Below are 24,368 nucleotides of genomic sequence, written 5' to 3'. Positions count from 1 at the left end.
GGTGCTTCTCGTCCACTGCCCGCGTAGGATCGGGTCGTGGACGCAGCCGAGGTCCGGTGGATCGGGCACTCGACGGTGCTGATCTCGCTCGACGGCGTGCGCCTGCTCACCGATCCCCTCCTGCGGAGGCGAATCGCTCACCTGCGGCGGCGCGCCCCAATCCACCCGGATGCTCTCGAGCCGGTCGACGCCGTGCTGATCACCCACGCCCACCACGACCACCTCGACTTCTCCTCGCTCCGTCGCGTCGGCCGCACGACGCACATCGTCGCGCCGCGCGGGCTGGGATCGCTGCTCGGTCGGCGCGGCTTCAAGGACGTGCACGAGGTCGACGTCGGCGAGAGCCACCGGATCGGCGAGGTCGAGATCGAGGCGACCTTCGCGGCGCACGCCGGGGGCCGGCCGCCGTTCCCCGCCGTCGCGCCCGCGCTCGCCTATGCAGTGCTCGGCAGCAGCCGGATCTGGTTCGCGGGCGACACGGACCTCTTCCCCGAGATGGCGGGGCTCGTCCCCGACCTCGACCTCGCGCTGCTTCCCATCTGGGGCTGGGGGCCGACGCTCGGCCGGGGCGAGCATCTCGACCCCGAGCGGGCCGCAGACGCGCTCGCCCTCCTCCGACCGAAAATCGCCGTACCGATCCACTGGGGCACGTACGCGCCCCTCCACCACGGGCTCCGGGTCGCGCCGTCCTTCCTGTCGAACCCTCGCCGCGCCTTCGAGCGCGCCGCGTCGCTCAAGGCTCCGGACGTCGATCTGCGCGTGCTCAACCCGGGCGAGGCCCTCGCACTCCCCTGACCGGGCGGCGAGAGCCCACGCTCACCGCCCGGCCGACGTGAGCACCCGCTCCTTCGCGGCCGCGTACTCCTCCTCGGTCAGCAGCTCGTCGGCCCGCAGGCGCGCAAGGCGCTCGAGCTCCTCGGCAGGGCCCGCCACAGGTGCCGGAGCCCTGCGCCATGGCACTTCCAGGCGGGCGCCGGGAGCCGCCGGGCCTTCCTCCTCGTACTCGGCGACGATCTGACGCCGGGCAATCTCGAATCCGGCTGCTCCGAGGACGACCAGGACCGCCGTCGTCACGAACCGGTGCAGCGGCAGCGCCCAGACGACCGCGATGAGCAGCACCGCGAAGCCTGCCCACGCGAGGTCGGCGCGCTGCAACCACGGGCCGAGCCACCTCCGGGCACCGACGGCGCGGCGACCGTCGCTCGTGAGCCAGAGCCCGGCGGCGCCGATCGCGCCGACCACGATGCCGACCCACGCGCCCTCTGCGAGGCCGTCCGAGAGGATGTCCCAGAACGCGCTGACAGCCGGCTTCACCGACTCCGACTCGACGAGGTTCTCGACGAGATAGGAGCCGGCCAGTCGCCGCAGGACGAGGACCGCAACGCCCGCGACGATCAACCCGATCGCGATCGCCCTGACCTCGAGGCGCCTCCGACCGGGCACGAGCCAGATCGCAAGCGCAAATGCGAGGAAGGCGAAGACCCAGATCCAGTCCGCCACGACCTTCAGCGCTTGCGTGAGGTTCTGGGCCGTATCGAGCTCGTCGGACTCCATGATCGTGATCCGCCCCGCGTCCGGCGGCAGGGTCTCGTCGACGTTGCCGAGGAACCCGAAGCGATCGCCCAGCCGCACGACGAGCGGACGAAGGTCCAGAACGACGTCGCCGCCCTCGGTCTCGAGAGCCCTCGTCTCGCCCTCGAGGACCCTGACCACCTGCTGCTGCGACAACGATGCTGACGCGACGAAGAGGTTCTGCACCCTGGGGCGCTCGAGCAACTCACGGGCCGCCCTGTCGATGGCCTCGCGCGAGAGGCCCGCGATCGGGCCCGCGAGCGACTGGAGGTTCTCGGGCAACCTCGCTTCGAGACGTGCCGCGACGTCGACGTTGGTGTAGAGCTGCTCGACCATCGTGGCCGCCACCTGGTCGCGGATCTCGTCGTGGGCGATGAGCTCCTGCGAGGTCTGGCGGAACGTGTCCTCGTCGAGCGCCTCCCGCTTCACGAAGTTGGCGAGCAGGCTGATCACCAGGAGCAGGACGCCGAGGACGACGAGGATGCGCGCGGCGACGATGCGCATGCGGGAAGGCCCTCCGGTCTCGTTCGTCACGTCGTCTCCTTCCGTCGTCGTCTCACCGGTCGACACCGTCCCCTCCGACACGCGCCGGCGCGCTGCCCTCGCCGGTTCCGCTCGCGGCCTCCGCCGGCGGCGCAGCGTCCACGGCGCCGAGCTCGGATCCGGCCAGCTCCGACCGCCAGCCGCGCAACAGCTCGTTCACCGCGGCGGCGCCGACGAGCGGCTCGTCGGGGACGCGGAGCCGGTCGGGATGGAGGAGGAACGGCTCGGTCTGGGGCCCGCCGATGCCTCCGTGGAACGAGATGAGCTCCTCGAAGGCGCAGCCCTCGTCGAGGTGCGGGTCGTAGAAGGAACCGACCATCACGTCCGCGACGTGCGGAAAGCCGTCGGTCCGGAGCAGGTGCCGCGGAGCGTTGGCCGAGAACGGCGCGAGTGGATCCTCGCCCTCGAGGCGGCCGTCGGCGAGGTAGTGCGCGCCGTTCGCGCCCAGCACCACGGGGCCGTGCTCCGCGGAGCGGACGAGCAGCCAGCCGACGTGCGGGTGCGCGGCGAGCGATGCCAGCAGCCGTGGGTGGCGCTCGTCGATCTCCTCGCGCGTCATGCGGCGCGCCTCGTCCATCAGGTAGACGAGCCCGAGGTTGCCCGACGCCAGCACGACGACGTCCTCGCCGGAGACGTCGTTCTTCGCCCGCTTCTTCTCCTTCACCGCCCTGCCGGTCGCCTCACCGAACGCCGTGCCGACCGCGCGGTCGTTCTCGTCCCCACTCACGAGCGATGCGACGTCCGCTGCCTCCAGCGACGAGCGGACGAGCTCGTCCAACCCGTGACCGTTTCGCTGCTTGAACGTCGCACCCTGGGTCTGGCCGTGGTCCGAGAGCACCACGATCTCGTACGGGCGCGGTGCGTAGGGTCGGGCCCGCTCGATGCGACCGAACTGGTGGTCGAGCTTGCGCAGCGCCTCGAGCGTGTCGGCGCGCTCCAGCCCGGAGTGGTGGGCTACCTCGTCGTAGCTCGAGAAGGTCGCGTAGATCGCGGGCCGGCCCTTCATCATGTCGGTGAGCACGGCCTGGACGATGAGGTCGCGCACGACGACGCACATCCCGGCCCGCATGAACGGATAGATCCCTCCTCTGTGACCCCGCGGCTGGACGTCGCGCCGTATCGCCCGCAGAGCGGCGATCCATTCGAGGATCAGCTCCCAGCCGAACAGCACGAGCACACGCGTGACGTTGAAGCCGTTCGCGAAGAACGTCCGGTAGCCCGGGTTCGCGCGTTTCTCGGCCTCGATCCGGCTCACCGTGAGGATCACCTCGTCCGCCTGTCCCGAGAGTAGGTTGCCGCGGCTCGAGCCGCCGTTCAGGAGCAGCCCCCTGTCCGAGGCATGTCGCCGTTCGATCTCGGCGCAGTCCGCGGGGGCCGAGCAGGTCATCACCCTCCCGGTCTCCTTCTCGACCCAGCGAAACGCCGGGATGTCCTCGTTCGACCCGAGCAGGATGCCCGCCTGGCTCGCCCCCGTCTGGGAGGAGAGGTCGGGCTCCCACCCCGTCAGCCGGTAGCCTTCGTCGGCCACCCAGCGGGCCATGTGAGGGGCGTTGCCGTCCCGCATCGCACGGCGCAGGACCGGGAGGGCCAGCCCGTCGATCTCGAGGAACACGATCCCGGGTGCGTCGGTGCGGGTCGGCTCGCCGGTCTTGCGCGCGATCCGCTGGACGACGCGATACGAGAACTCGCTGTCGTCGTCCACTCCGGCCGCGACCTCGATCACGAGCGTGACCGCCGAGGCCACGAGCGCGACGAGGAGCGCCCACCAGAAGCCGTCGACGGACAGGTCGCCGTCCGTCAGGCGATCGGCCGCGAGCAGCATCAGCGCGTCCAGCACGAGAATCGCCAGGAAGCCGAAGACGAGCATGAACGGGAGCCGCAGCGCCGCGATGAGGGGTGGCAGGAACGCGTTCAGCAACGCGATCACCGCCGCTGCGACCACCGCGCCGAAGAAGCCCTTCACCTCGGCTCCCGGGAGGATGTAGGCCGCGACGAGCAGCGCCAGCGCAGCCATGAGCCACGACCGCAGGAGATGCAGCGGGCGGAAGCGGAGCCGTTGCTCCCGCCAGCCGGCGTGCAGTCCTTCGACCGGGATCGGCTGGTCCGTCATCGTCGACCTGTCCGGTGGCCCGCGCGCATCGTCCGGCATCGTCCGCCGTGGCGCGCTGTGCGTCAAATGTCGTCGGTGATTCACCCGGGTGAACGATCGCTCCGGATCGGGCTAGAGCCGGCACAGAGGTTCTAGGGTCGGCCGATGGACTGGGCGCTCGCGAGCGTCTCGGTGGCGCTGCTCGCGTATGCAGCACTTTCCGGGAGGATCGAAGGCACCTCCCTGACAGCCCCGATGGTGTTCGTGGCGGTCGGCCTGTTCTTCGGCTCGGAGGTCATGGGGTTCATCGATCTCGCGCCGGCCGGCGAGCACGTGCAGGCACTCGCCGAGGCGACCCTGGCGGTGGTGCTCTTCGCGGATGCCTCCCGCATCGATCTGCGTGCCCTCCGCGGGGAGGTGGCCGTCCCCGCGCGCCTGCTCGGCATCGGTCTGCCGCTGACGCTGGTCGCCGGCTTCGCAGCCGCCGTCGCGCTCCTGGGAGCGCTCAGCTGGCCGGAGGCGCTCCTCCTCGCGGTGGTGCTCGCGCCGACCGACGCGGCACTCGGGCAGGCCGTCGTCACACTGCCGAGGCTGCCGTCCCGTGTGCGCCAGAGCCTGAACGTGGAGAGCGGGCTCAACGACGGCATCTGCGTCCCCCTCTTCCTGATCGTGCTCGCGTTCGCGACTGCGGAGTCCAACACGATCAGCGACAGCTCGGCCGTGAGGCTCGTCGCCGAGCAGATCGGCTACGGTGCCCTCGCCGGGGCGATCGCGGGCGCGGCCGGGGCCGCGGCGGTCGTCCTCGCGAGCCGCGCATCGAGCAGGGAGGGGGCGTGGCTGCAGATCGTGCCCCTTGCCGCCGCCGCGCTCGCATGGGGCATCGCCCATCCGATCGGCGGCTCCGGGTTCATCGCAGCCTTCGTCGGCGGCGTCGTGTTCCAGCTGCTCCGGCGGGACTCGGAGGGCGCCGTCGAGCACCTGATCGAGGAGCTCGGTGACGTGCTCGGCGCCGTCACCTTCGTGATCTTCGGCGCCGTCTTGCTCGGCCCCGCGCTCGGCGACCTCACCGTGCCGATTGTCGTGTACGCGATCCTGAGCCTGACCGTCGTCCGGATGGCGCCGGTCGCCCTCGCCCTCGCGGGCACCGGCTCGCGCCGGGAGACCGTCGGGTTCCTCGGCTGGTTCGGGCCGCGGGGCCTTGCGTCCATCGTCTTCGCGCTGATGCTGGAGGAAGACGGAGGGCTCCCGCACGAGGAGACGATCATGGTCACGGTCTTCGTCACGGTCGGTCTCTCGGTGCTCCTGCACGGCCTGACCGCAGCGCCGCTCGCCGGCCGGTACGCCGGGTGGTTCGAGTCCCATCCGCCGGGCCGCGAGCCGGCTCTCGAGGCCGCTCCCGCGCCTGAGATCCGGGTGCGCGCCCGCCTTCACCCGGGTGATCCACCTCCGGCGGGCTAGGTTCGCGCCTGTCCCGCGCCCTAGCATCGGTGTTCGGCGAGTGAACCGAGACGTGAGAGGAGCGCCCTCGATGGCGGACGAGCGAGACCCGATCCAGCGCCAAGTGCTTCCGATCCCCGACCTGACACCGGTCGGGCTCACCACGTACGACGCGAAGGACCCCGCCACGTCGTTCCCGCCGATCGAGCCGCTCCGGCCGCCACGGGGCGCTCCCAACGTGCTGATCGTCCTGATCGACGACTGCGGCTTCGGCGCCTCGAGCGCCTTCGGCGGGCCGTGCTCGACCCCGACCGCCGAGCGCCTCGCGGCGAACGGCCTCAAGTACAACCGCTTCCACACGACCGCGCTCTGCTCGCCGACCCGGCAGGCGCTCCTGACCGGTCGCAACCACCACTCGGTCGGGATGGGCGGGATCACCGAGATCGCCACGTCGGCGCCCGGATACAACTCGATCAGGCCCAACACGTGCGCGCCGCTCGCCGAGACGCTCAAGCTGAACGGGTACTCGACTGCGCAGTTCGGCAAGTGCCACGAGGTGCCGGTCTGGGAGACGAGCCCGCTCGGGCCGTTCCACGCCTGGCCGACGGGCTCGGGCTTCGAGCACTTCTACGGCTTCATCGGCGGGGAGACGAACCAGTATGCCCCGGCCATCTACCGCGACACCGTGCCGATCGAGCAGCCGAGGACGGCGGAGGAGGGCTACCACTTCACGGAGGACATGACGGACCAGGCGATCGACTGGGTCAAGCAGCAGAAGGCACTCATGCCGGACAAGCCGTTCTTCATGTACTACGCGCCGGGAGCGACCCACGCTCCCCACCACGTGCCGCCCGAGTGGTCGGACAGATACAAGGGCGCGTTCGACGACGGCTGGGATGCGCTGCGCGAGCGGACGTTCGCGAAGCAGAAGGAGCTCGGCGTGATCCCCTCCGACGCCGAGCTGACCGAGCGGCCGGGCGAGATCCCGGCCTGGGACGAGATGCCCGACGACCTCAAGCCCGTGCTCGCGCGCCAGATGGAGGTGTACGCCGGCTTCCTCGAGCACACCGACCACCACGTCGGGCGGCTGATCGACGCGCTCTCGGAGCTCGAGATCCTCGAGAGCACGCTCGTCTACTACGTGATCGGCGACAACGGCGCCTCGGCGGAGGGAACGCCAACCGGCTGCTTCAACGAGCTCGTTGTCCTGAACGGCGTCACCGGCGTCGAGACGACGGAGTTCATGGTCTCGAAGATCGACGACTTCGGGACACCCGAGGCCTACAACCACTACGCGGTCGGCTGGGCGCACGCGATGGACACGCCGTACCAGTGGACGAAGCAGATCGCCTCACACTGGGGCGGGACGCGGAACGGCACGATCGTGCACTGGCCGGGCGGCATCCAGGCGCGGGGCGAGATCCGCTCCCAGTTCCACCATGTGATCGACGTCGCACCGACGGTCCTCGAGGCTGCCGGGCTTCCGGCGCCTCTGAGCGTGAACGGCGTGCAGCAGCGGCCGCTCGAGGGCGTCTCGATGGGGTACTGCTTCGACGACGCGGACGCGGCCGAGCGTCACACGACGCAGTACTTCGAGATGTTCTGCAACCGCGGCATCTACCACGAGGGCTGGACCGCCGTCACCCGCCATTCGATCCCGTGGGCCACGACCGAGCTGCCGGCGTTCGACGACGACGTCTGGGAGCTGTACGCGCCCGACGACTGGACGCAGGCGCACGACATCGCAGCCGAGCAGCCGGAGAAGCTCGCCGAGCTCAAGCGGCTCTTCATCATCGAGGCGGGCAAGTACAACGTGCTCCCGCTCGACGACCGGCGCTTCGAGCGCTTCAACCCCGACCTCGCGGGGCGGCCGCAGCTCGTCAAGGGCACGTCGCAGCTCCTCTTCGGCCGGATGGGTCGGCTCTCCGAGAACTCGATCGTCGTGATGAAGAACAAGTCGCACTCGATCACGGCGGAGATCGAGGTGCCCGAGGGCGGCGCGAACGGCGTCATCATCGCCCAGGGCGGAGCCTTCGGCGGGCTCGCTCTGTACGCCAAGGACGGCAGGCCGGCGTACTGCTACAACCTCTTCGGCCTCGAGCGGTTCAAGGTCTACGGCGCTGATGCGATGTCCTCAGGCGTCCACCAGGTGCGGCTGGAGTTCACCTACGACGGAGGCGGGGTCGGCAAGGGCGGCGACGTCACGCTCTTCGTCGACGGCGAGAGGGTCGGAGACGGGCGCGTCGAAGGCACCGTGCCGATGCTCTTCTCGGCGGACGAGACGACCGACGTGGGAAGCGACACCGCGACCCCGGTCAGCGACGACTACAGCACCCACGACAGCGCCTTCACCGGGACGGTCCGCTGGGTCCAGCTCGACGTCGACGCGGCTGCGGAGGACACCGACCACCTGATCTCACCCGAGGAGCGGCTCCGGGTCGCGATGGCGAGACAGTAGGAGGGCGCAGGGAGGCGCGAGGCCCTCCCTGCGCGCAACATTGGGGGCGACGGCCCTCAGAAGTTCATACTCCTGTCATGACACAGGCCGGGGCCGCGGCGCCCGAGACGACAGGCGCGCCGCTCGTCGAGACCAAGCTCATTCCTCCCCGCGCGCGCCCGCAGCTGGTCGAACGCCCGCGGTTGCTGCGCGCCCTCGACCGGCTCGACGGGACGGAGCTCACGCTCGTCAGCGCTCCGGCAGGAGGTGGCAAGAGCGTTCTCGTGGGCTCCTGGTGCGAGACGCGCCCGGAGACCGCTGTCGCCTGGGTCTCGCTCGACCCGGCCGACAACGACCCGGCGCGCCTGTGGACGTACGTTGCCACGGCCCTCGACCGGATCCGACCCGGCGTCGGAGGCCGCGCCCTCGACCGGCTGCAGAGCCCGGGCGCCACGGTCGGTGCCGGCCTCGACGAGCTCCTGAACGCGATGGCAGCCCATCGTGAGCCGATCACCGTCGTGCTCGACGACCTCCACTCGCTGAGCGACGAGCCTGCCCTCGAGTCGTTCGAGTACGCCGTCGAGCGGCTCCCGCCCGGGGCGCGGATGATCGCGACGACGCGCATCGATCCACGGATTCGACTCGGCCGCCTGCGCGCCAGGGGCGAGCTCGCCGAGCTCCGGGCGCGCGACCTCGCGTTCACGCTCGACGAGGCGCGGGAGCTCCTTGTCGTCCGGGAGGGGATCGCCCTGGACGACGACGACCTCTCGCACCTCCTCGAGCGCAGCGAGGGCTGGCCCGCCGGGCTCTACCTGGCGGCGCTGTGGCTCCGTGAGCACCCGGATCCACGGGCCGGCGTGCGTGACTTCACCGGCGACCACAGACACGTGGCGGACTACCTGCTCGGGGAGGTGATCGACGCGCTGGACGAGGCGACGCGCGACTTCCTGCTGCGCACCTCGGTCCTCATACGTCTCTCGGGTGCGCTGTGCGACGCGGTGCTCGACCGCACCGGCAGCAGCGCGATCCTGGCGAACCTCGCACGCTCGAACCTGTTCCTCGTCCCACTCGACGCGCGGGACGAGTGGTACCGGTACCACCACCTCTTCGGCGAGCTGCTGCGCATGGAGCTGGCGCGGGCCCGGCCCGGGGATGTCGACGAGCTCCGCCGCAGTGCGGGAGACTGGTGCAGGCGGCATGGCCTGATCGAGGAAGCGCTCGAGTACGCCGCCGCGGCCGGCGACGAGGCGGCGGCCGCCGAGATGCTGCTCGAGCATCACGCCGCGTTGCTGCGAAGCGGAAGGGAGACGACGCTCCTGCGCTGGGTGGAGCGCCTGGGGACGGGCACGCTGATGGAGGTCCCGGAGCTGCCGGTCGCGGGCGCGATCGCGGCTGGCCTCCTCTCGCGGCCGGCGTCGGAGCGGTCCCGCCTGCTGCTGCTGGCGGACGAGTCCGTCGCCGAGCGGCCCGAGCGGTCCTCCGCCTACCTGGAGTCCGCCGCCAGCCTCGCGCGCGGCGTCTGGATCGACGGCGACGTCGGCGGGGCCGTGGGGAATGCCCGGCGCGCCGCCGGCTTCGGGCGCAACGGTGCCAACGAGATCGCGACCGCCGCCCTCAGCGCTCTCGCATTCGCCCTCTTCCTCCAGGGCGAGCTGCCCGAGGCGCGCAAGGTCGCGCAGGAGGCGCTCGACCGGCCCGATTCGCCCGAACGCCCGCACGGCCTGGCCTACGCCCTGTCGACGCTGGCGCTGCTGGAGCTGGAGCGCGAGCGGCCGCACGCGGCCGAGGCCTACGCGCGACGCGCGCTGGACATAACGGCCACCGCGGGCCTGTCCGGCTCGTGGACCGCTGGCCTCGCCCACACGGCGCTCGGGGCGGCGCTCGTGTCGCTGAAGCGGTTCCCCGACGCCGAGCGCCATGCCGCGCGCGGCGAGGCCCTGCGCCGCGCACCCGAGCCCACCGTCGAGGAGGTGCACGCACTGGTCGTGCTCGCGGACGCGCGCCTGGCACGGCGCCGGTTGTCGGCCGCGGCCGCCGACCTCGAGCGCGCCAGGGAGGCCCTCGAAGGGTTCACGGACCCCGGCTCACTGCCTGCATTGGCTGCCCGGGTCGAGCGAGATCTCGAAGCCGCGAGGGAGTCTGCGCCCACGCTCGTCGAGGAGCCGAGCCGGTCGGAGCTCGCGGTGCTGCGCCTGCTGACGACCGACCTGACGCAGCGTCAGATCGGCGCGCAGCTCTACCTCTCGGTGAACACGGTCAAGACGCACACGCGTGGCATCTACCGCAAGCTCGGCGCGAGCTCACGACAGGAGGCAGTCGCGGCCGCGGAGACGCTGGGGCTGCTCGACGACTGACGACGACCGGTCGTCGCGCCCGGCGGGTCAGCGGCCGCCGAGCTTGGCGACGCTCACCAGTGTCAGGTTGAGCGCGGCAACCCGGTCGAGGACCCCCTGGAGCTGCGCCTGATCGGCCATCTCGCCCTCGAGCGCGGTGTCCCATCCCTCTGGCTCGACCTCGAGGTCGGAGAATGCCTCGCGGAACCGAGGCCCGAAGCCGCCCTCGACGACGATCCGGTACCGACACGCCTGCACGTCCAGGATCCTGCACCTCCCCGCTCCCCGGCGGGTCGACGCAGGCTCCGGATCACCCGGGTGAACACTTCCGCGCGCCTCGCGCGGCGACCTCGAATCTCGGAGACTTCTGCTCGGAAAACCACTGCGAAGGCCGCGTCAACGGAACGTCGGCCGGAGGAGGTGCCGTGATCGTCGCAGCCGACTACCCGTTCCTCGACCTGATGTGGACGATGATCGTCTTCGTCGCCTGGATCATCTGGATCTGGATGGTGATCGTCGTCCTGGGCGACGTGTTCCGCCGCCGCGACGCGAGCGGGGCGAAGAAGGTCATCTGGACGTTGTTCATCATCTTCCTGCCGCTGATCGGCGTGCTGGCCTACCTGATCGCGAACGGCGACAGCATGGCCGAGAGGAGCGCCAAGGAGGCGAGAGCTCAGCAGACGCAGTTCGACGACTACGTCCGCTCGGTCGCCGACACGGGCGGCGCGGCTGCAGAGATCGAGCGGGCCAAGGGGCTCCTCGACAGCGGCGCGATCTCGCAGTCCGAGTTCGACGCGCTCAAGACGAAGGCGCTCGCGGGAGCGTGACGGACGAGATCCGGCCCCGGGGAGGGATCGCGCGAGAGGATCTGGAAGCGAAGACACAGATCCTCGGGATCTGACCGAGGCGCTGACGGGGCCCGCCCGGAAGGGCGGGCTCTCGCCTCGACCCCGTCGCTGCTCGGGGCGATGCCGTCCGCCTGGCCGACTCGGTGCCTGGCCCGCGTGACGGCCGACCCTCCTCGTAGCATCGCTCCCAATCGGGCAACGCAAGGAGGGCATATGTCGACGTTCGAGCTCGAGGAACGGGAGGCGCTCGCAGACGCCTCGAGGAGCTGGTGGCTCTTCCTTCTGACCGGGATCCTGTGGTTCCTCGTCGCCATCATGATCCTGCGCTTCGACTACACGTCGGTGAGTGCGATCTCCATCCTCTTCGGGGTCGTCGCGATCGCCGCGGGAGTGAACGAGTTCTTCATGCTGGCCGCGTCACGCGGATGGTGGAAGATCCTGCACGGCCTTCTCGGGCTGCTCTTCGTCGGCGTGGGAATCGTCGCGTTCATCCATCCCGGCGACACCTTTGCCGCGCTCGCGGCCGTGATGAGCTTCTTCCTCATCTTCAAGGGCTTCTTCGACATCGTGGTCTCGATCGCGACGAAGGACGAGATCCACGTCTGGTGGGTGCAGCTGATCGCGGGGATCGTGGAAGTCCTGATCGGGTTCTGGGCGGCCGGCTACTTCGGCCGGAGCGCGATCCTGCTCGTCGCCTGGGTGGGGGTGATCGCGCTCATGCGCGGGATCACCGAGATCCTCTTCGCGTTCAAGCTCCTGTCGGCACGGAGGATGACCCCGGCGGTGTAGCGCCCGGCGGAGCGAGCCACCGGGCTCTGGCCGAGCCCTTACTCGAACGCGCTCACCGCGAAGGCGGTCGCGAACCCGACCGTGGTCATCACGCCGGCGAGCTTGCCGCCGTGCGCGAACGCCTCGGGCATCATCGTGTCGGCGAGCATCGTCAGGATCGCGCCGCCCGCGAAGGCCAGCACGAAGGCGACCACGCTCGGCGAGGCGCCGTCGAAGAGGCTGTAGCCCGCGAGCGCCGCGAGGCCCGACACGACCATCACGCCGATCCAGAGCTGGAGGATCCGGCTGCGCCGCCAGCCGGCATCGGCGAGGCCGGAGCTGGCGGCGACGGCCTCCGGCAGGTTGGAGAGGAAGACGGCGACGAGCATCGCCACGCTGACCGCGCCGCCCTCGAGCACGGTGAGCCCGATGACCGCCGACTCGGGGATCCCGTCCAGCACGATCCCGAGCACGATCGCGAGCGGGGACCCCTCGGCCTCGCCGCCGTCGATCCGCTTCCGACTCTCGCCCCCCATGCGGTCGATCAGCATGTCCCCGAGGGAGTACACGGCGCACCCCGCGAACAGGCCGAGCGCGACGTCCCGGAGCAGCCCCGACTCGGCGAACGCCTCCTCGACCAGCTCGAACGCGACGGCGCTCAACAGCACGCCGGCGCCGAACGCCATCACGAGGCCGAGGACCAGCCTGTCGATCGAGACCCGCAGCGCGACGAGGCCGCCGATCAGGAGCGACGAGCTCGCGACGAGCCCCCAGAAGAGAGCCTCGCGCATGATGCGGCGCTACGCGTCCTCGGCCGGCTCGCCGTCGCCCGTCGGGTCGTCGCCCTGTCGCCGCGAGTCCTTCATCTCCCGGGCCTTGACCTTCGCCTCGGCGTAGCTCTGCGAGACGAGGAGCTTGCCTCCCGTCCAGCCGAAGATCAGCACCACGAGCAGCAACCCGTACCCGAGGTTGACGACGGTGGTGACCAGCTGCTGGGAGAGCGAGTAGGCGGTCGCCGTGTCGGCATTCGTGTAGTCGTTCAACGCGACGACGTTCGCCGCCTGGGTGATGCCGACCGACCCGGGCGTCACCGCCGTCATGTTCGCCGCCGAGCTCGAGCCGATCACGCTCATCACGGAGTCGAAGGTGACCGGGATCGAGTACGCGGCCAGGAACACCATGATCACGCCGACCTTGGCCGCATAGCTCCCGAGCTGGGGCAGGAGGACACGCGTCACGAACGCCCGCGGCGACGCGAGGATCTTGCCGCCTTCCTTCGCCTGCGCCCAGAGCTTCTTCAGCCAGCGCCAGAAGATGCGGACGACCACGACGACGAGGAACACGCCACCCAGGAAGAGGAGCAGCGCGAGCGCCCCGTGATCGCGGAACCAGCCGAGCTCGACGTCGAACGCCGAGCCCGCTTCCAGGAAGAGATAGAGGTACACGAGGCCGCCCACGATCGTGAAGAAGATCTTGTTGACCATGTAGGCGGCGAGGATCCCGGGGAACGTCGATCCGGGGATGATCGCGACGAACATCAAGAGCGTCACGAAGGTGCCGATGTTCGCGGGCAGGAAGTTGTTCATCGCCACGCCGACCGCGTACGCGGTGATGATCGGCCACAGCTGGACGCGTCCGGGGTACGCATAGGCGAGGATCCCGTAGTAGGCGAGTCCGTTGAGCGACGTCTGCAGGACCTGGAGCAGCCCGCCGAGCACGAGGTAGCCGACCGGGACGTCCTTGATCTGCTTCCAGACGTCGTCCAGCCAGTCGAGGACGTCGACGCCGAGCAGGTGCAGGACGACGGCGAGCGCGAGCAGGCCCGCGATCCAGCCCCCGATCTTCACGAGCCGCCGCTTGCGCGAGGGCTCGTGGAACGGAGTGACCGCCTCGACCGCGCTAGACACGCAGCCTCAGCGAGCGTCCCCTGGCGCCAGGGGGTCGGCTCCGTCGAGCGGGCTCAGACGACGGTCTCATCGCCGATCGCGACGGGCCCCGGGTCCAGCTTCCCCCTGGCGACCTGCGCGCGGTAGGCCTTGGTGACCTCGCCGAGGATGATCTGGATCGTGGCAGCTACCGGGACGGCGATCAGCGCGCCCACCACGCCCAGCAGGGCGCCGAAGAGCGCGACGGCCACGATGATGAAGAAGGCGGAGAGCTTGACCGCCTTTCCCTGGATCGTCGGGGTGAGGATGCTGTTCTCGATCTGCTGGTAGACGAGCACCACGGCGAGCATGATCAGCGCGGCCGTGAGCCCCTCCTCGGCGAGGAGCGTGGGCACGAGGATGAAGCCCGCGATCGTCGCGCCGATGTTCGGGATCATGTCGAGGAACCCGGCGATCAACCCGAGCGCGATCGCATAGCTCGATCCGAGGAGGTACGCAGTCAGCCCCTGGGTCGTCCCCGCGATCGTGGCGATGACCACGACGCCGATCGCCCAGCGCGAGACCATCGTCGTGATCCGGTCCCAGAGCGGCAGCCACAGCTCCTCCTGCCCCTTCGGCAGCACGCTCGCGAGCGCCTTCTTGAGATCGCCCACCTCGCAGAGGAAGAACAGGCAGATGAAGGTGATCAGGAACACCGAGAGGGCCGCGGACGCGATCGACCCGGTGAACCCGACGAGCGCCCCGAGAACGTCCGGCACGGCATCCGAGACGCTCTGCGCCCCCGACTGCACGTTGTCGGCGGCACCCGTGTCGCCGACGAAGTCGAGCTCGCCCGAGTCCCGGAGCTGATCGACGATCTGCGGCAGGTCCTTGAGGAAGGACTGGAGACCCTCGAGAAGCGGCTTCAGGAGAGCAAGGGCGAGCAGCGTCACCACCAGCAGGGACCCGATCACCGTGACCGTCGCCGACATTCCACGACCCAGCGGCGTGTGGCGCTCCACGAGCCGGACAGGGGCCTCGAAGACCAGCCCGAGAAAGATGCCGACGAAGACGATCATCAGCGTGTCCCGGATCGAGACGACCGCCCAGGTCAGGAGGAAGAGCCCGACCGCCAGCAGCAGGGTCTTGAACGTGAGGATGATCGGCAGCGCCCGGCCCGTCATCATCCGTCCCGATACCCGGACACGCGGCGAGGATAGAGCACCCTCCGGCCGGAGCCGCCTCCGCGGGAGAGTCCACCCGGCCTACCCCGCGTCCGCCGGAGGAGGATCCCCGAACACCGTGCTCCAGTCTCGCTTCACGCTCACGACGGTCCAGCCGTCTGCCTCGGCCTGCTCGAGCGCCCGCTCTGCGCCCTTGACGTAGTCGAACTCGCGCACGGGGTCGTCGTGCAGGACGAGCAGGCGGAGCGCCGGCCGCTCCTTCCCACCCGTGAAGCGCAGCATCGGGATGTCCCCGTTCGAGTTGCCGGCGGAGACGATCGGCCGGCGCCCGATCCGGCTCCAGATCCGCACCGGCTTGACCGGGCCGTCGTCGAACACGTCCGGCTGGGCGAGGTAGGCGAGCGCGCCGCCGTGCTCGTCGTCGGTGTATTGGAGGCCGTTCGAACTGCCCACCACGCGCTCTGGAGGGATCCCGTAGACCTCGTGCGTGATCGCCCGCATGAAGTCACGGCTCCCCCCTGAGGCGATGAAGCAGGTGAACCCGTGGCCCTCGAGGAACCGCAGCAGCTCGACCATCGGCACGTAGGTGCAGTCGCGCAGACGCCGCCCCAGCGTCGGGTGGGGCTCGTCGTCGAGGAACGACGAGGCAGCCGCGAGGTACTCGTCCACCGTCTGCCCTGCGAACGCCTGCAACAGCCCGCCCATCAGCACCCTCACGTCGCTGTCGTCACCGGCGTAGTGCTTCTCGATCACGCCGCCGAGCCACGCGTGGTCGCGCTCGTGCGCCGCCTTCCACGGCTGCTTCTCGCGTAGCGCGGCGTCCGCCTCCGCCATCGCCGCCAGCCGCTGCAGGATGAACCCGAGCTCGACCGGCATCGGCTTCTCGCACCAGAGCGTGCCGTCGTTGTCGAAGACGGCGATGCGCTCTTCGGGTGGCACTGTCTGCGCCGCCGACTCCGCGAAAGCGACCAGCGCCTCGCGCGTCGACGTGTCCTTCCAGGACGCGAGCGTCATTGCCCGGCCGTGAATGCCACCTCGAGCTTCTCCACGACCTGGTCGATCGTGAAGGTCGCCGCACGCTGCCGCGGTGGAAACGACTCGAACGTCTCGAGGAACTCTGAGACCAGGGCGGTCGCCGCGAACACGAGATACGCCTGGTCGATGAACCAGTCGTAGTACGTGTTCGAGGTCACGTCGGCTCGCTCGAACGGGTCAATCCGCAGGTTGAAGATCTTCGGGATGCGAAGCGGGACGAAAGGCTCCACCCACACCTGCAGCGTCCCCGGCACCCGTTGCTCCATGAAGACGGCCTTCCAGTTGTCGAAGCGCATCGCGAGCACGTCGCCGTCGTCTGAGAAGTAGACGAAGAGCTGGCGCGGGCTTCGATCCGAGTCGCCCGTGAGGTACGGAAGCAGGTTGAAGCCGTCGATGTGCACCTTGTAGGCCTTCTCGCCCACCGTGTGGCCCTCCCTCAGCTTCTCGCCGATGTCCGGCTCGCCCGCTGCGGCGAGGAAGGTCGGGAGCCAGTCGTGGTGCTGGACGATCTCGTTGGAGATGCTCCCCGCCGCGATCTTCCCCGGCCAGCGCACCATCAGCGGGATCCGGAAGGCGCCCTCCCAGTTCGTGTTCTTCTCGCCGCGGAACGGCGTCATCCCTCCGTCGGGCCAGGAGTTCATGTGCGGCCCGTTGTCGGTCGAGTACACGACGATCGTGTCGTCGGCGATGCCGAGCTCGTCGAGCAGGTCGAGCAGCTTCCCGACGTGCTTGTCGTGGTCGATCATCGTGTCGTGGTAGGGGGACTGCCACCGCCCGGCCTGGCCGCGGCTCCGACGCTTCGTGTGCGTGCGGAAGTGCATGTGCGTCGTGTTCACCCAGCAGAAGAACGGCTTGCGCCGATTGTTCTGCCGACGGATGTAGTCGCACGCGGCGTCGACGAACTCATCGTCGCACGTCTCCATCCGCTTCTTCGTCAGCGGGCCCGTGTCCTCGATCCTCTGCTTGCCCACACGCCCCCAGCGCGGGTGCTCCTTCGGGTCGTCCTTCCCGGTCGCCCTGCACCGCAGGACGCCGCGCGGGCCGAAGCGCTCGCGGAAGTTCGGGAAGTCCTCGGCCGGCGGGTAGTTCGGCAGCTCCGGCTCCTCCTCGGCGTTCAGGTGGTAGAGGTTGCCGAAGAACTCGTCGAACCCGTGGACGGTCGGGAGGAACTCGTTCAGGTCGCCGAGGTGGTTCTTCCCGAACTGCGCGGTCGCGTACCCGAGCGGCTTCAGGAGCTCCGCGATCGTCGGGTCCTCGGCGCTCAGGCCGATCGGCGAGCCGGGCACGCCGACCTTGCTCAGGCCCGTGCGGAAGACGCTCTGCCCGGTGATGAACGACGAGCGCCCGGCGGTGCAGCTCTGCTCGCCGTAGGAGTCCGTGAAGCGCATCCCCTCGTTCGCGATCCGGTCGATGTTCGGCGTCCGGTAGCCCATCAGCCCGTCGCTGTAGCAGCTGAGGTTGGTGATCCCGATGTCGTCTCCCCAGATCACGAGGATGTTCGGCTTGTCGGCCATCAGGCGGTCACTCCTTTTCCCCTCGGCGGTGGTCGGCGGACGATGCAGCGGAAGCCGAGGTGCGACATCGACGTGTCGATCATCTGCGGCTGTCGTGCAGCCGGGCGGTAGCGGAGGCAGTAGTTGGGCGCGCAGAGGTGCGAGCCGCCCTTGATCACGCGACGCGGGATGTGCTCACCGGGCCGGCCCGCGTCGTAGCTCTCGTCCGGTGAGGTGACGCGTGGATTGCTCGGGGCGCAGCACGGGCTCGTCACCTCCTCCGGGTGCCGGGGGACGTACCAGTCCGTCGTCCACTCCCAGACGTTCCCCGTGACGTCGTAGAGCCCGTACCCGTTCGGCGGGAAGCTCCCGACCGGTGAGGTGCGCTCGAACCCGTCGAGCTTCGTGTTCTGCCAGGGGAACTCGCCCTGCCAGGTGTTCGCCATGGCCTTCCCGTCCGGGAAGTGCTCGTCGCCCCAGGCGAAGACGGAGCCCTCGAGCCCGCCGCGGGCGGCAAGCTCCCACTCCGCCTCGGTCGGGAGCTCCTTCCCCACCCAGGCCGCGTAGGCCTCGACGTCCTCGTAGGCGACGTGCGTGACGGGGTGGTTGTCGCGCCCGTTGATCGTGGTGCCCTTGCCACCGGGCCGTTTCCAGAAGGCGCCGGGCACGTACGACCACCAGTTGCGGTAATCGTCGAGGTCGACCGGCCCGTTCGTCCCGCGGAAGACGAGCGAGCCGGGGACGAGCAGCTCGGGGTCGGCGTCCGGGTAGTCCTCCGGGACGAGTGGGCGCTCCGCGACGGTGACGTACTTCGTCTCGCGCACGAAGCGTCGGAACTCGCCCGCGGTGACGGGACGCTCGTCCATCCAGAACCCGTCGACCGAGACCCGGTGCACCGGCCGCTCCTCGGGGTAGAAGTCCTCCGAGCCCATGGCGAACGCCCCGCCCGGGATCCAGCGCATCCCGGGATACGGCGCCTGCGCGGGGCCGGCGCCGGCAGCGGTTGTCGTCGGCGTCGTCAACGCCTCGCGACGGCGGCGATGAACCCCATCAGGATGAAGCCGGCGCCGAGCCCGATGAGGAGCCAGGCGAAGAAGTCGCCGAGCAGGATCCCGAGCCCGATCCCGACGATCACCCCACCGGGAAACGCCGGGCCACCGTACTCGTAGCCGCGTCCGGATCTCGCCTCGTTGGACATCTCGCCCTCCTTCCTGGTCGCCGAGCGTCAGCGAGGCCGACCGCGGCTCCGTCTCCCCGTACGGGGGACGAGCACGACGGTGACGTTGAACGGCGCGGCCATGCTCCCATCTCCCTCGTACGGCGTCGTACGACTGCCGGACAACCTACCCCATCGCCCTCACCGTTGTCCAATCAGTAACCAAGACGGGGGCGCGCGCGTCGACTTGACGCTGTCACGACAGAAGGCGAATACTGCCTCTTGCCGTCAAGGTGCACGAGGCGCGCGACCCCCGAGCACGACGCCTCGGCTTACGACCGTAGGAGGAACGGACTGTGAGCGACTACGAGCCCCAGCCTTCGGGATGGGCGATCGGAGGAGTCACGTTCGCGGCGACGATGCTCGTCGTGATCGGCATCTTCCAGATCATCGCCGGCCTGGCCGCGATCTTCGACGATCAGTTCTACGTCGTCACCCAGAACTACGCGTTCGACCTCGACGTCAGCGCGTGGGGCTGGATCCACCTGATCGTCGGGATCCTGCTCGTGGTGACGGGCTACTTCCTGTTCGCGAGAGCGACCTGGGCCGCGGGCGTCGCGCTCGGCCTCGCCGTGCTCAGCGCCGTCGCGAACTTCTTCTTCATCCCCTACTACCCGTTCTGGGCGATCCTGTTGATCGCGCTGGATGTGTGGGTGATCTGGGCGCTGACGCGTCCCGGGGTGACGCGGACCTGACGACCTGAGGGAAGCGAGCACGCTCGCCGGAACTCCGAGGGCCGCGCTCGCGGCCCTCGGTGGCTCCTCACCTCAGCTGCTCGAGGCGCTCGCGGTATTCCTCCCCGCTGATCTCCCCGCGCGCGTAGCGCTCGGCAAGGATGCCGCGGGCGTGCTCCAGCCCCGACGGCTGGCGGAACCGCCGACCGCGGGCGAGGAACCAGATCCCGACACCGAGGAGCGCCAGCCACAGGAGCCCGAACGGGAACCAGAAGTGGTCGTGGTCGCCGTGCGAGCCGACGACCGACGTGAATGCGTTCAGTGTGTCCATGCGGCCACGGTACGGCCGGAGACCCCTCGGCCGAAACGCCCGCAGGGAGGAACTTCGCCGTCCTCCCCGAGGGGGACGAACATCCACCGCCGGGGCGACTCGCGCCCCGTCAGGTGGCCGCTACCGTCGAGACATGCGCACCGCGCGGCCCCGCCGGCTCCTGCTGGACGCGGTGATGGCAGCCGCCGTCCTCGCGGTCTCGGTCGGCGCGATCTCGCACGGCGAGTGGGGTCGTGACGACCCCGATCCCGACCCCGGCGACCGCCGGCTCGACGGAGTCGGAGGCGGCCTCGCCCTGCTCATGGCGCTCCCGCTCGCGGCCCGCCGCCTCGCCCCACTCCCGGTGCTCGCCGTCGTCGCGGTGGCGACGGGGGCGTTGTACGGGCTCGGCTACGGGTTCCCGCCCCTCGCCTACGCGATCGCGCTCTACACCGTCGCCCGCTGGCCCGACGAGACGCGACCTGTCGTCCGGGGCGGTGTCTTGGTCGCCAGCGTCGTCTTCCTCCTCGCGCCGTCGTCGGCACGGTACGGCTTCGGCCCCGAGCTGTTCCTGGGCGCGGCCGTCTCCGCCGTCGCCTGGTTCGTCGGCGACCGTGTCGGTCAGCGGAGCGAGCGGCGAGCCGCGGCAGCGGAGCGAGCACGCCAGGCAAGGCGGGAGGCGGAGCGAGAGCAGCGTCTCGCGAGCGCGGAGGAACGGACGCGCATCGCCCGTGACCTCCACGACTCGGCCGGACATGCCGTCAACGTGATCCTCGTGCAGGCGGGCGCCGCACGGCTGCTCCTCGAACAGGACCCCACCCGGTCGCGCGCTGCGATCGAGACGATCGAGGACGTGGCTCGGGACACGCTCGTCGAGATCGATCAGCTCGTGCGCGCGCTCAGGGAGGTGGCTCCCTCCGACGGCGTCGAGCCTCCCGCCGGGCTCGCAGCGCTCGACACCCTTGTCGACCGCTCGCGTGCCGCCGGCCTCGACGTCGACCTGCAGATCGACGGCCCGCAGCGGGGACTCCCCCCGAGCGTCGACCAGGCCGCGTACCGCATCCTGCGCGAGGCGCTCACCAACGCGGCCCGCCACGGCACGGGCCGCGCCGAGGTGCGGCTCGAGTTCTCGCCCTCTGCCCTCGGGATCTCCGTCGCGAACAGGCCGCGGCCGGGCGCGCCGACCGCCAACGGCGGCGGGCACGGCATCGTGGGCATGCGTGAGCGGGCGCTGCTCCTGGGCGGGACGCTCGACGTCGCGGCGACGGACGACGTGTTCCGTGTCCGCGCTTCGCTTCCCTACCGGGAGGGCTCGTGACCCAACCTCCCGTGCGCGTCCTCATCGTCGACGACGACGCGCTGATGCGCGCCGGCCTGAGGGCGATCCTGTCGAGCGACGAGTCGGTCGAGGTCGTCGAGGAGGCGGAGGACGGACGGGCCGCGGTCGACCGGGTCTGCGAGCTGCGGCCGGACGTGGTGCTGATGGACGTGCGCATGCCCGGCCTCGACGGGATCCAGGCCACCCGGGAGGCGGTGACGGTGTCCCCCGCGACCCGCGTGGTGATCCTGACGACGTTCGAGGACGACGAGTACATCTTCGGCGCGTTGACCGCGGGGGCCTCGGGCTTCCTGCTCAAGCGGACGAGCCCGGAGGAGCTGCTCGCCGCGATCAAGGCGGTGGCCGACGGCGACTCGCTCCTCTCACCCTCGGTCACCCGCCGCGTGATCGACCGCATGGCGCGTCTTCCGGCCGGTGAGGTGGTTCTCGACGACCGGCTGGGCGAACTCACACCGCGCGAGCGGGAGGTCCTGGAGCAGCTGGCGCGCGGGCTCTCGAACGCCGAGATCGCGGCGGTCCTCGTGATCGAGGAGTCGACGGTGAAGACGCACGTCAAGCGGGTCCTGATGAAGCTCCGGCTACGCGACCGCGTCCAGGCAGTGATCTTCGCCTACGAGAGCGGCCTCACCCGGCCCGGTCGGGATACCGGCATTCGTTGAGAGGGCACGCGGCGGCCGGAAATGCTCACGGTCGGAGCGATCGTGGTGCTGGAAGGGGCAGCCGAGACCGAGGGCCGCTCTCGCGGCCCTCGGCTCCTCAGGTGGATGGTGGACGTCGGCTAGCTCGGTTCGGCGGCCTCGGTCCGAGGCTGAGGCTCGACCGGCACCACCCGGCCGTTCCCTTCATGCGGAGACTCGACCGTGACGTTCGGAAGCAGGCGATCGAGCCAGCCCGGGATGTACCAGGTCTTCTCGCCCAGCAGCGTGAAGAGCGCCGGGACGAGCGTCATCCGCACGATGAGCGCGTCCGTGAGGATCGCGACCGCGAGCAGGATCCCGAACTCCTTCGAGACGCGGTCGCCGCTCAGGATGAAGGCGGCGAAGACCGTGCCCATGATCACCGCGGCTGCGACGACCACTCGGCCGATCGCTGCGATGCCATGGTCGAGCGCGTCGCGTGTGTGCAGGCCGTGGATGTGCTCCTCTCTGACGCGACTCATCAGGAAGACCATGTAGTCCATCGAGAGCCCGAACAGGATCGCGAACGCGATCGGAGGAATGAACGTCTCGATCGGGCCTGTCCGGTCGAGCCCCGTCAGACCCAGCAGGTGGCCCTCCTGCACCACGAGCGTCAGCACGCCGAAACCGACGAAGGCAGACAGGATCGTCGTGATCGCGGCTGTGAGCGACACCACGATCGAGCGGAACGCCATCGCCAGGACGAGGAACGTGACGCCGATGATGTAGAGCAGGAACAGCGGCGCCCGCTCGGTGATCCGCTCTCCGATGTCCTTGAACGCGGCGGTCTGACCCGAGACGTACGCGACCGCGTCCCCGGCCGATGTCGCCGCCGGCACCACGTCGCCGCGGAGGCGGTCCACGAGGTCGTTGGTCTCCTCTGCCTGCGGCGCCGTCTCGGGCGTCACGAAGACGATGCCGACCGTCCCGGCGTCGTTGAGCTGCGGCTCGCCGACGGACGCAACGCCAGGGAGCCCCTGGACACGGTCGAAGATCCGCTGCGGCGCCTCCGCGTCCCCGTTGAGGTCGACGACGATCGGGATCGGACCGTTGAACCCGGGCCCGAAGCCCTCGGCGAGGAGGTCGTACGCGCGCCGCGCGGTCTGCTCCTTCGGCGCCGTGCCCTGATCGCCGACGCCGAGCCTGACGAGCCCCGCCGTGGCGGCGAGAGCGATCACGAGCAGCAGCACGATCGGGAACACGAACCGCGCGTTCCGCGTCACGAACCGGCCCCAGCGCGCGACGAGCGTCTTCTCGCGCGCTGCCTCCGAGTCGTCGATCGCCGGCAGGAACGGCACCTTCAGCCGGTCGATCTTGTGGCCGAGCAGCCGCAGCACCGCGAGAAGCAGCGAGTTGGCGAGCAGGACCGTGGTCAGCACGCCGAGCGCACTGCCGATTCCGAGCTTCGTCACGAAGTCGAGCCCGAAGAAGGCGAGGCCCGTCACGCCGATCGCGACCGTCAGGCCTGCGAAGAGCACGGCGCGGCCGGCGGAGGCACCTGCCTCGGCTGCCGCGTCGACGGGGGAGATGCCCTCGTGCAGCAGCTGCCGAAAGCGCGTGACGATGAACAGCGAGTAGTCGATCCCGACCCCGAGGCCGATCATGGTCACGAGGATCGGCGTGATCGTGTTGATGTCGGTCAGGCCCGCGAGGATGAAGAGCAGGAGGAACGCGGTCGCCAGGGCGGCGATCGCGAGGAGAATCGGGATGAACGCGGCCACGAACGTGCGGAACACGATCAGCAGCACGATCATCGCGGCGAGCAGCCCGAGCAGCTCGGCGGTGCCCTGCTCGATCGGCGGGAACTCGGCCTCGCCGTTGTACTCCACCGTCACGCCGGCCGGCTCGACCGCCTCGCGGACGGCCTCCTGCACGGCGACGACGGAGTCGCGGTCCTCGTCGTAGATGACGCGGTCGAACTGCGCCTCCGCGTAGGCGATCCTGCCGCTCTCGGAGAACGTGTTCTCGCTGAAGGGGTCGCCGACGCTCTCGAGACCGGCGCGGTCCTCGGTCGGCTTGAACTCGCTGCCCTGCAGGCGGGTGATCGCCTGCTCGATGGCTGCCCTGCGCTCCGGCGTGTCCAGACGCTCGCCCTCGGGCGCGGCGAAGACGACGTTGAGCACGCCGCCCTGCTCCGATGCGAACTCGGACTCGATCAGGTCGGTGGCCTTCTGTGTCTCCGACCCGGGGATCTCGAACTCGTCCCTGAGACCGCCACCGACCGTCCCGACGAGGACGATCAGCACGACGACGATCCCGAGCCAGCCGAGGACGACACGCCACGGGTGCGTCGCGCACGCGCGCGCCCACCCGGCGAGCGAGCCCGTCGAGAGGCGCTCGTGGGCCGCCAGCCGGCCCTCTGTTCCGTTCTCGTCCTGTCCCACCGTGTGCTCGGTCATGCGTCCCTTCCTTCCGGGCGTTCCCGTGGATCTCTCAGGCTTTCAGCTTGGTCTCGCGTGCACAGTACGGCCGGCCGGTTTCGGGTGGGTACGGTCACCCGCACCTTGATGTCGATCTCCCGTGTAGGTCGTTACGACCGCGGCGGGTG

At 70.0% G+C, this 24,368-nt stretch carries 21 protein-coding genes; 9 read left to right on the top strand and 12 right to left on the bottom strand.

The window, feature by feature from the left end:
• The first annotated feature begins 36 nt into the window (after positions 1-36).
• Positions 37-795 carry an MBL fold metallo-hydrolase gene (locus tag VFO26_RS10090; RefSeq protein WP_325114842.1) on the top strand — a complete coding sequence of 253 codons (759 nt, stop codon included), beginning with the start codon at positions 37-39 and terminating at the stop codon, positions 793-795.
• A gap of 21 nt (positions 796-816) precedes the next feature.
• Here the strand turns inward: VFO26_RS10090 and VFO26_RS10085 are convergent, their stop codons facing one another.
• Both VFO26_RS10085 and VFO26_RS10080 read right to left on the bottom strand, forming a co-directional pair.
• Positions 817-2,106 carry an SHOCT domain-containing protein gene (locus tag VFO26_RS10085; protein WP_325114841.1) on the bottom strand — a complete coding sequence of 430 codons (1,290 nt, stop codon included), beginning with the start codon at positions 2,104-2,106 and terminating at the stop codon, positions 817-819.
• A gap of 22 nt (positions 2,107-2,128) precedes the next feature.
• A complete protein-coding gene (locus VFO26_RS10080; protein WP_325114840.1) occupies positions 2,129-4,225 on the bottom strand; it encodes a phage holin family protein in 2,097 nt (698 codons plus the stop codon).
• A gap of 144 nt (positions 4,226-4,369) precedes the next feature.
• On the opposite strand from VFO26_RS10080, the gene VFO26_RS10075 reads away from it, so the two are divergent.
• The 3 genes from VFO26_RS10075 (at position 4,370) to VFO26_RS10065 (ending at position 10,432) form a co-directional block, all read left to right on the top strand.
• Positions 4,370-5,662 carry a cation:proton antiporter gene (locus VFO26_RS10075; RefSeq protein WP_325114839.1) on the top strand — a complete coding sequence of 431 codons (1,293 nt, stop codon included), beginning with the start codon at positions 4,370-4,372 and terminating at the stop codon, positions 5,660-5,662.
• Positions 5,663-5,732: 70 nt separating this feature from the next.
• Positions 5,733-8,099 (top strand): arylsulfatase, encoded by a 2,367-nt coding sequence (locus tag VFO26_RS10070; RefSeq protein WP_325114838.1) that lies wholly within the window; start codon positions 5,733-5,735, stop codon positions 8,097-8,099.
• Between the two features lie 77 nt (positions 8,100-8,176).
• On the top strand, positions 8,177-10,432 hold the full coding sequence (locus VFO26_RS10065) for a LuxR C-terminal-related transcriptional regulator (protein WP_325114837.1): 2,256 nt from the start codon (positions 8,177-8,179) through the stop codon (positions 10,430-10,432).
• Between the two features lie 27 nt (positions 10,433-10,459).
• Here the strand turns inward: VFO26_RS10065 and VFO26_RS10060 are convergent, their stop codons facing one another.
• Positions 10,460-10,669 carry a hypothetical protein gene (locus tag VFO26_RS10060; RefSeq protein WP_325114836.1) on the bottom strand — a complete coding sequence of 70 codons (210 nt, stop codon included), beginning with the start codon at positions 10,667-10,669 and terminating at the stop codon, positions 10,460-10,462.
• A 167-nt stretch (positions 10,670-10,836) separates the two neighbouring features.
• Here VFO26_RS10060 and VFO26_RS10055 point away from each other — a divergent pair, with 167 nt between their 5' ends.
• Together VFO26_RS10055 and VFO26_RS10050 are read left to right on the top strand one after the other, a co-directional pair.
• Positions 10,837-11,238 carry an SHOCT domain-containing protein gene (locus VFO26_RS10055; RefSeq protein WP_325114835.1) on the top strand — a complete coding sequence of 134 codons (402 nt, stop codon included), beginning with the start codon at positions 10,837-10,839 and terminating at the stop codon, positions 11,236-11,238.
• Between the two features lie 234 nt (positions 11,239-11,472).
• Positions 11,473-12,048 (top strand): HdeD family acid-resistance protein, encoded by a 576-nt coding sequence (locus tag VFO26_RS10050; RefSeq protein WP_325114834.1) that lies wholly within the window; start codon positions 11,473-11,475, stop codon positions 12,046-12,048.
• A 38-nt stretch (positions 12,049-12,086) separates the two neighbouring features.
• Here the strand turns inward: VFO26_RS10050 and VFO26_RS10045 are convergent, their stop codons facing one another.
• From VFO26_RS10045 to VFO26_RS10015, 7 genes are all read right to left on the bottom strand, one after another.
• Positions 12,087-12,818 carry a hypothetical protein gene (locus VFO26_RS10045; RefSeq protein WP_325114833.1) on the bottom strand — a complete coding sequence of 244 codons (732 nt, stop codon included), beginning with the start codon at positions 12,816-12,818 and terminating at the stop codon, positions 12,087-12,089.
• 9 nt (positions 12,819-12,827) lie between these two features.
• Positions 12,828-13,934, bottom strand: a complete 1,107-nt coding sequence (locus VFO26_RS10040) for a lysylphosphatidylglycerol synthase domain-containing protein (protein ID WP_325114832.1) — start codon at positions 13,932-13,934, stop codon at positions 12,828-12,830.
• 53 nt (positions 13,935-13,987) lie between these two features.
• A complete protein-coding gene (locus VFO26_RS10035; RefSeq protein WP_325114831.1) occupies positions 13,988-15,076 on the bottom strand; it encodes an AI-2E family transporter in 1,089 nt (362 codons plus the stop codon).
• Between the two features lie 81 nt (positions 15,077-15,157).
• The gene (locus VFO26_RS10030) at positions 15,158-16,090 is read right to left on the bottom strand and encodes an HAD family hydrolase (RefSeq protein ID WP_325114830.1); all 933 of its coding nucleotides are present in this window, start codon (positions 16,088-16,090) and stop codon (positions 15,158-15,160) included.
• Positions 16,087-17,625, bottom strand: a complete 1,539-nt coding sequence (locus tag VFO26_RS10025; protein ID WP_325114829.1) for an arylsulfatase — start codon at positions 17,623-17,625, stop codon at positions 16,087-16,089. Before VFO26_RS10025 ends, VFO26_RS10030 begins: the two co-directional genes overlap by 4 nt.
• On the bottom strand, positions 17,625-18,566 hold the full coding sequence (locus VFO26_RS10020) for a formylglycine-generating enzyme family protein (protein WP_325114828.1): 942 nt from the start codon (positions 18,564-18,566) through the stop codon (positions 17,625-17,627). The genes VFO26_RS10025 and VFO26_RS10020 overlap by 1 nt, the downstream gene beginning before the upstream one ends.
• Before the next feature lie 56 nt (positions 18,567-18,622).
• On the bottom strand, positions 18,623-18,802 hold the full coding sequence (locus tag VFO26_RS10015; protein WP_325114827.1) for a hypothetical protein: 180 nt from the start codon (positions 18,800-18,802) through the stop codon (positions 18,623-18,625).
• A 314-nt stretch (positions 18,803-19,116) separates the two neighbouring features.
• Here VFO26_RS10015 and VFO26_RS10010 point away from each other — a divergent pair, with 314 nt between their 5' ends.
• Positions 19,117-19,515 (top strand): DUF7144 family membrane protein, encoded by a 399-nt coding sequence (locus VFO26_RS10010; protein ID WP_325114826.1) that lies wholly within the window; start codon positions 19,117-19,119, stop codon positions 19,513-19,515.
• 67 nt (positions 19,516-19,582) lie between these two features.
• On the opposite strand, the gene VFO26_RS10005 is transcribed toward VFO26_RS10010, so the two are convergent.
• Entirely contained in the window at positions 19,583-19,825 is a 243-nt protein-coding gene (locus tag VFO26_RS10005) for an SHOCT domain-containing protein (protein WP_325114824.1), read from the bottom strand.
• Positions 19,826-19,958: 133 nt separating this feature from the next.
• Here VFO26_RS10005 and VFO26_RS10000 point away from each other — a divergent pair, with 133 nt between their 5' ends.
• Positions 19,959-21,122: a sensor histidine kinase gene (locus VFO26_RS10000; RefSeq protein ID WP_325114822.1), complete on the top strand. Its 1,164-nt coding sequence runs from the start codon at positions 19,959-19,961 to the stop codon at positions 21,120-21,122.
• Positions 21,123-21,133: 11 nt separating this feature from the next.
• Positions 21,134-21,802 carry a response regulator transcription factor gene (locus VFO26_RS09995; RefSeq protein WP_325114821.1) on the top strand — a complete coding sequence of 223 codons (669 nt, stop codon included), beginning with the start codon at positions 21,134-21,136 and terminating at the stop codon, positions 21,800-21,802.
• A gap of 119 nt (positions 21,803-21,921) precedes the next feature.
• On the opposite strand, the gene VFO26_RS09990 is transcribed toward VFO26_RS09995, so the two are convergent.
• Entirely contained in the window at positions 21,922-24,219 is a 2,298-nt protein-coding gene (locus VFO26_RS09990) for an MMPL family transporter (protein ID WP_325114820.1), read from the bottom strand.
• Positions 24,220-24,368: the final 149 nt, after the last annotated feature.

Origin of the sequence: Gaiella sp., from assembly GCF_035710885.1 — a bacterium.
GTDB lineage: Bacteria > Actinomycetota > Thermoleophilia > Gaiellales > Gaiellaceae > Gaiella.
This window is presented reverse-complemented; position numbering and strand designations above follow the sequence as displayed.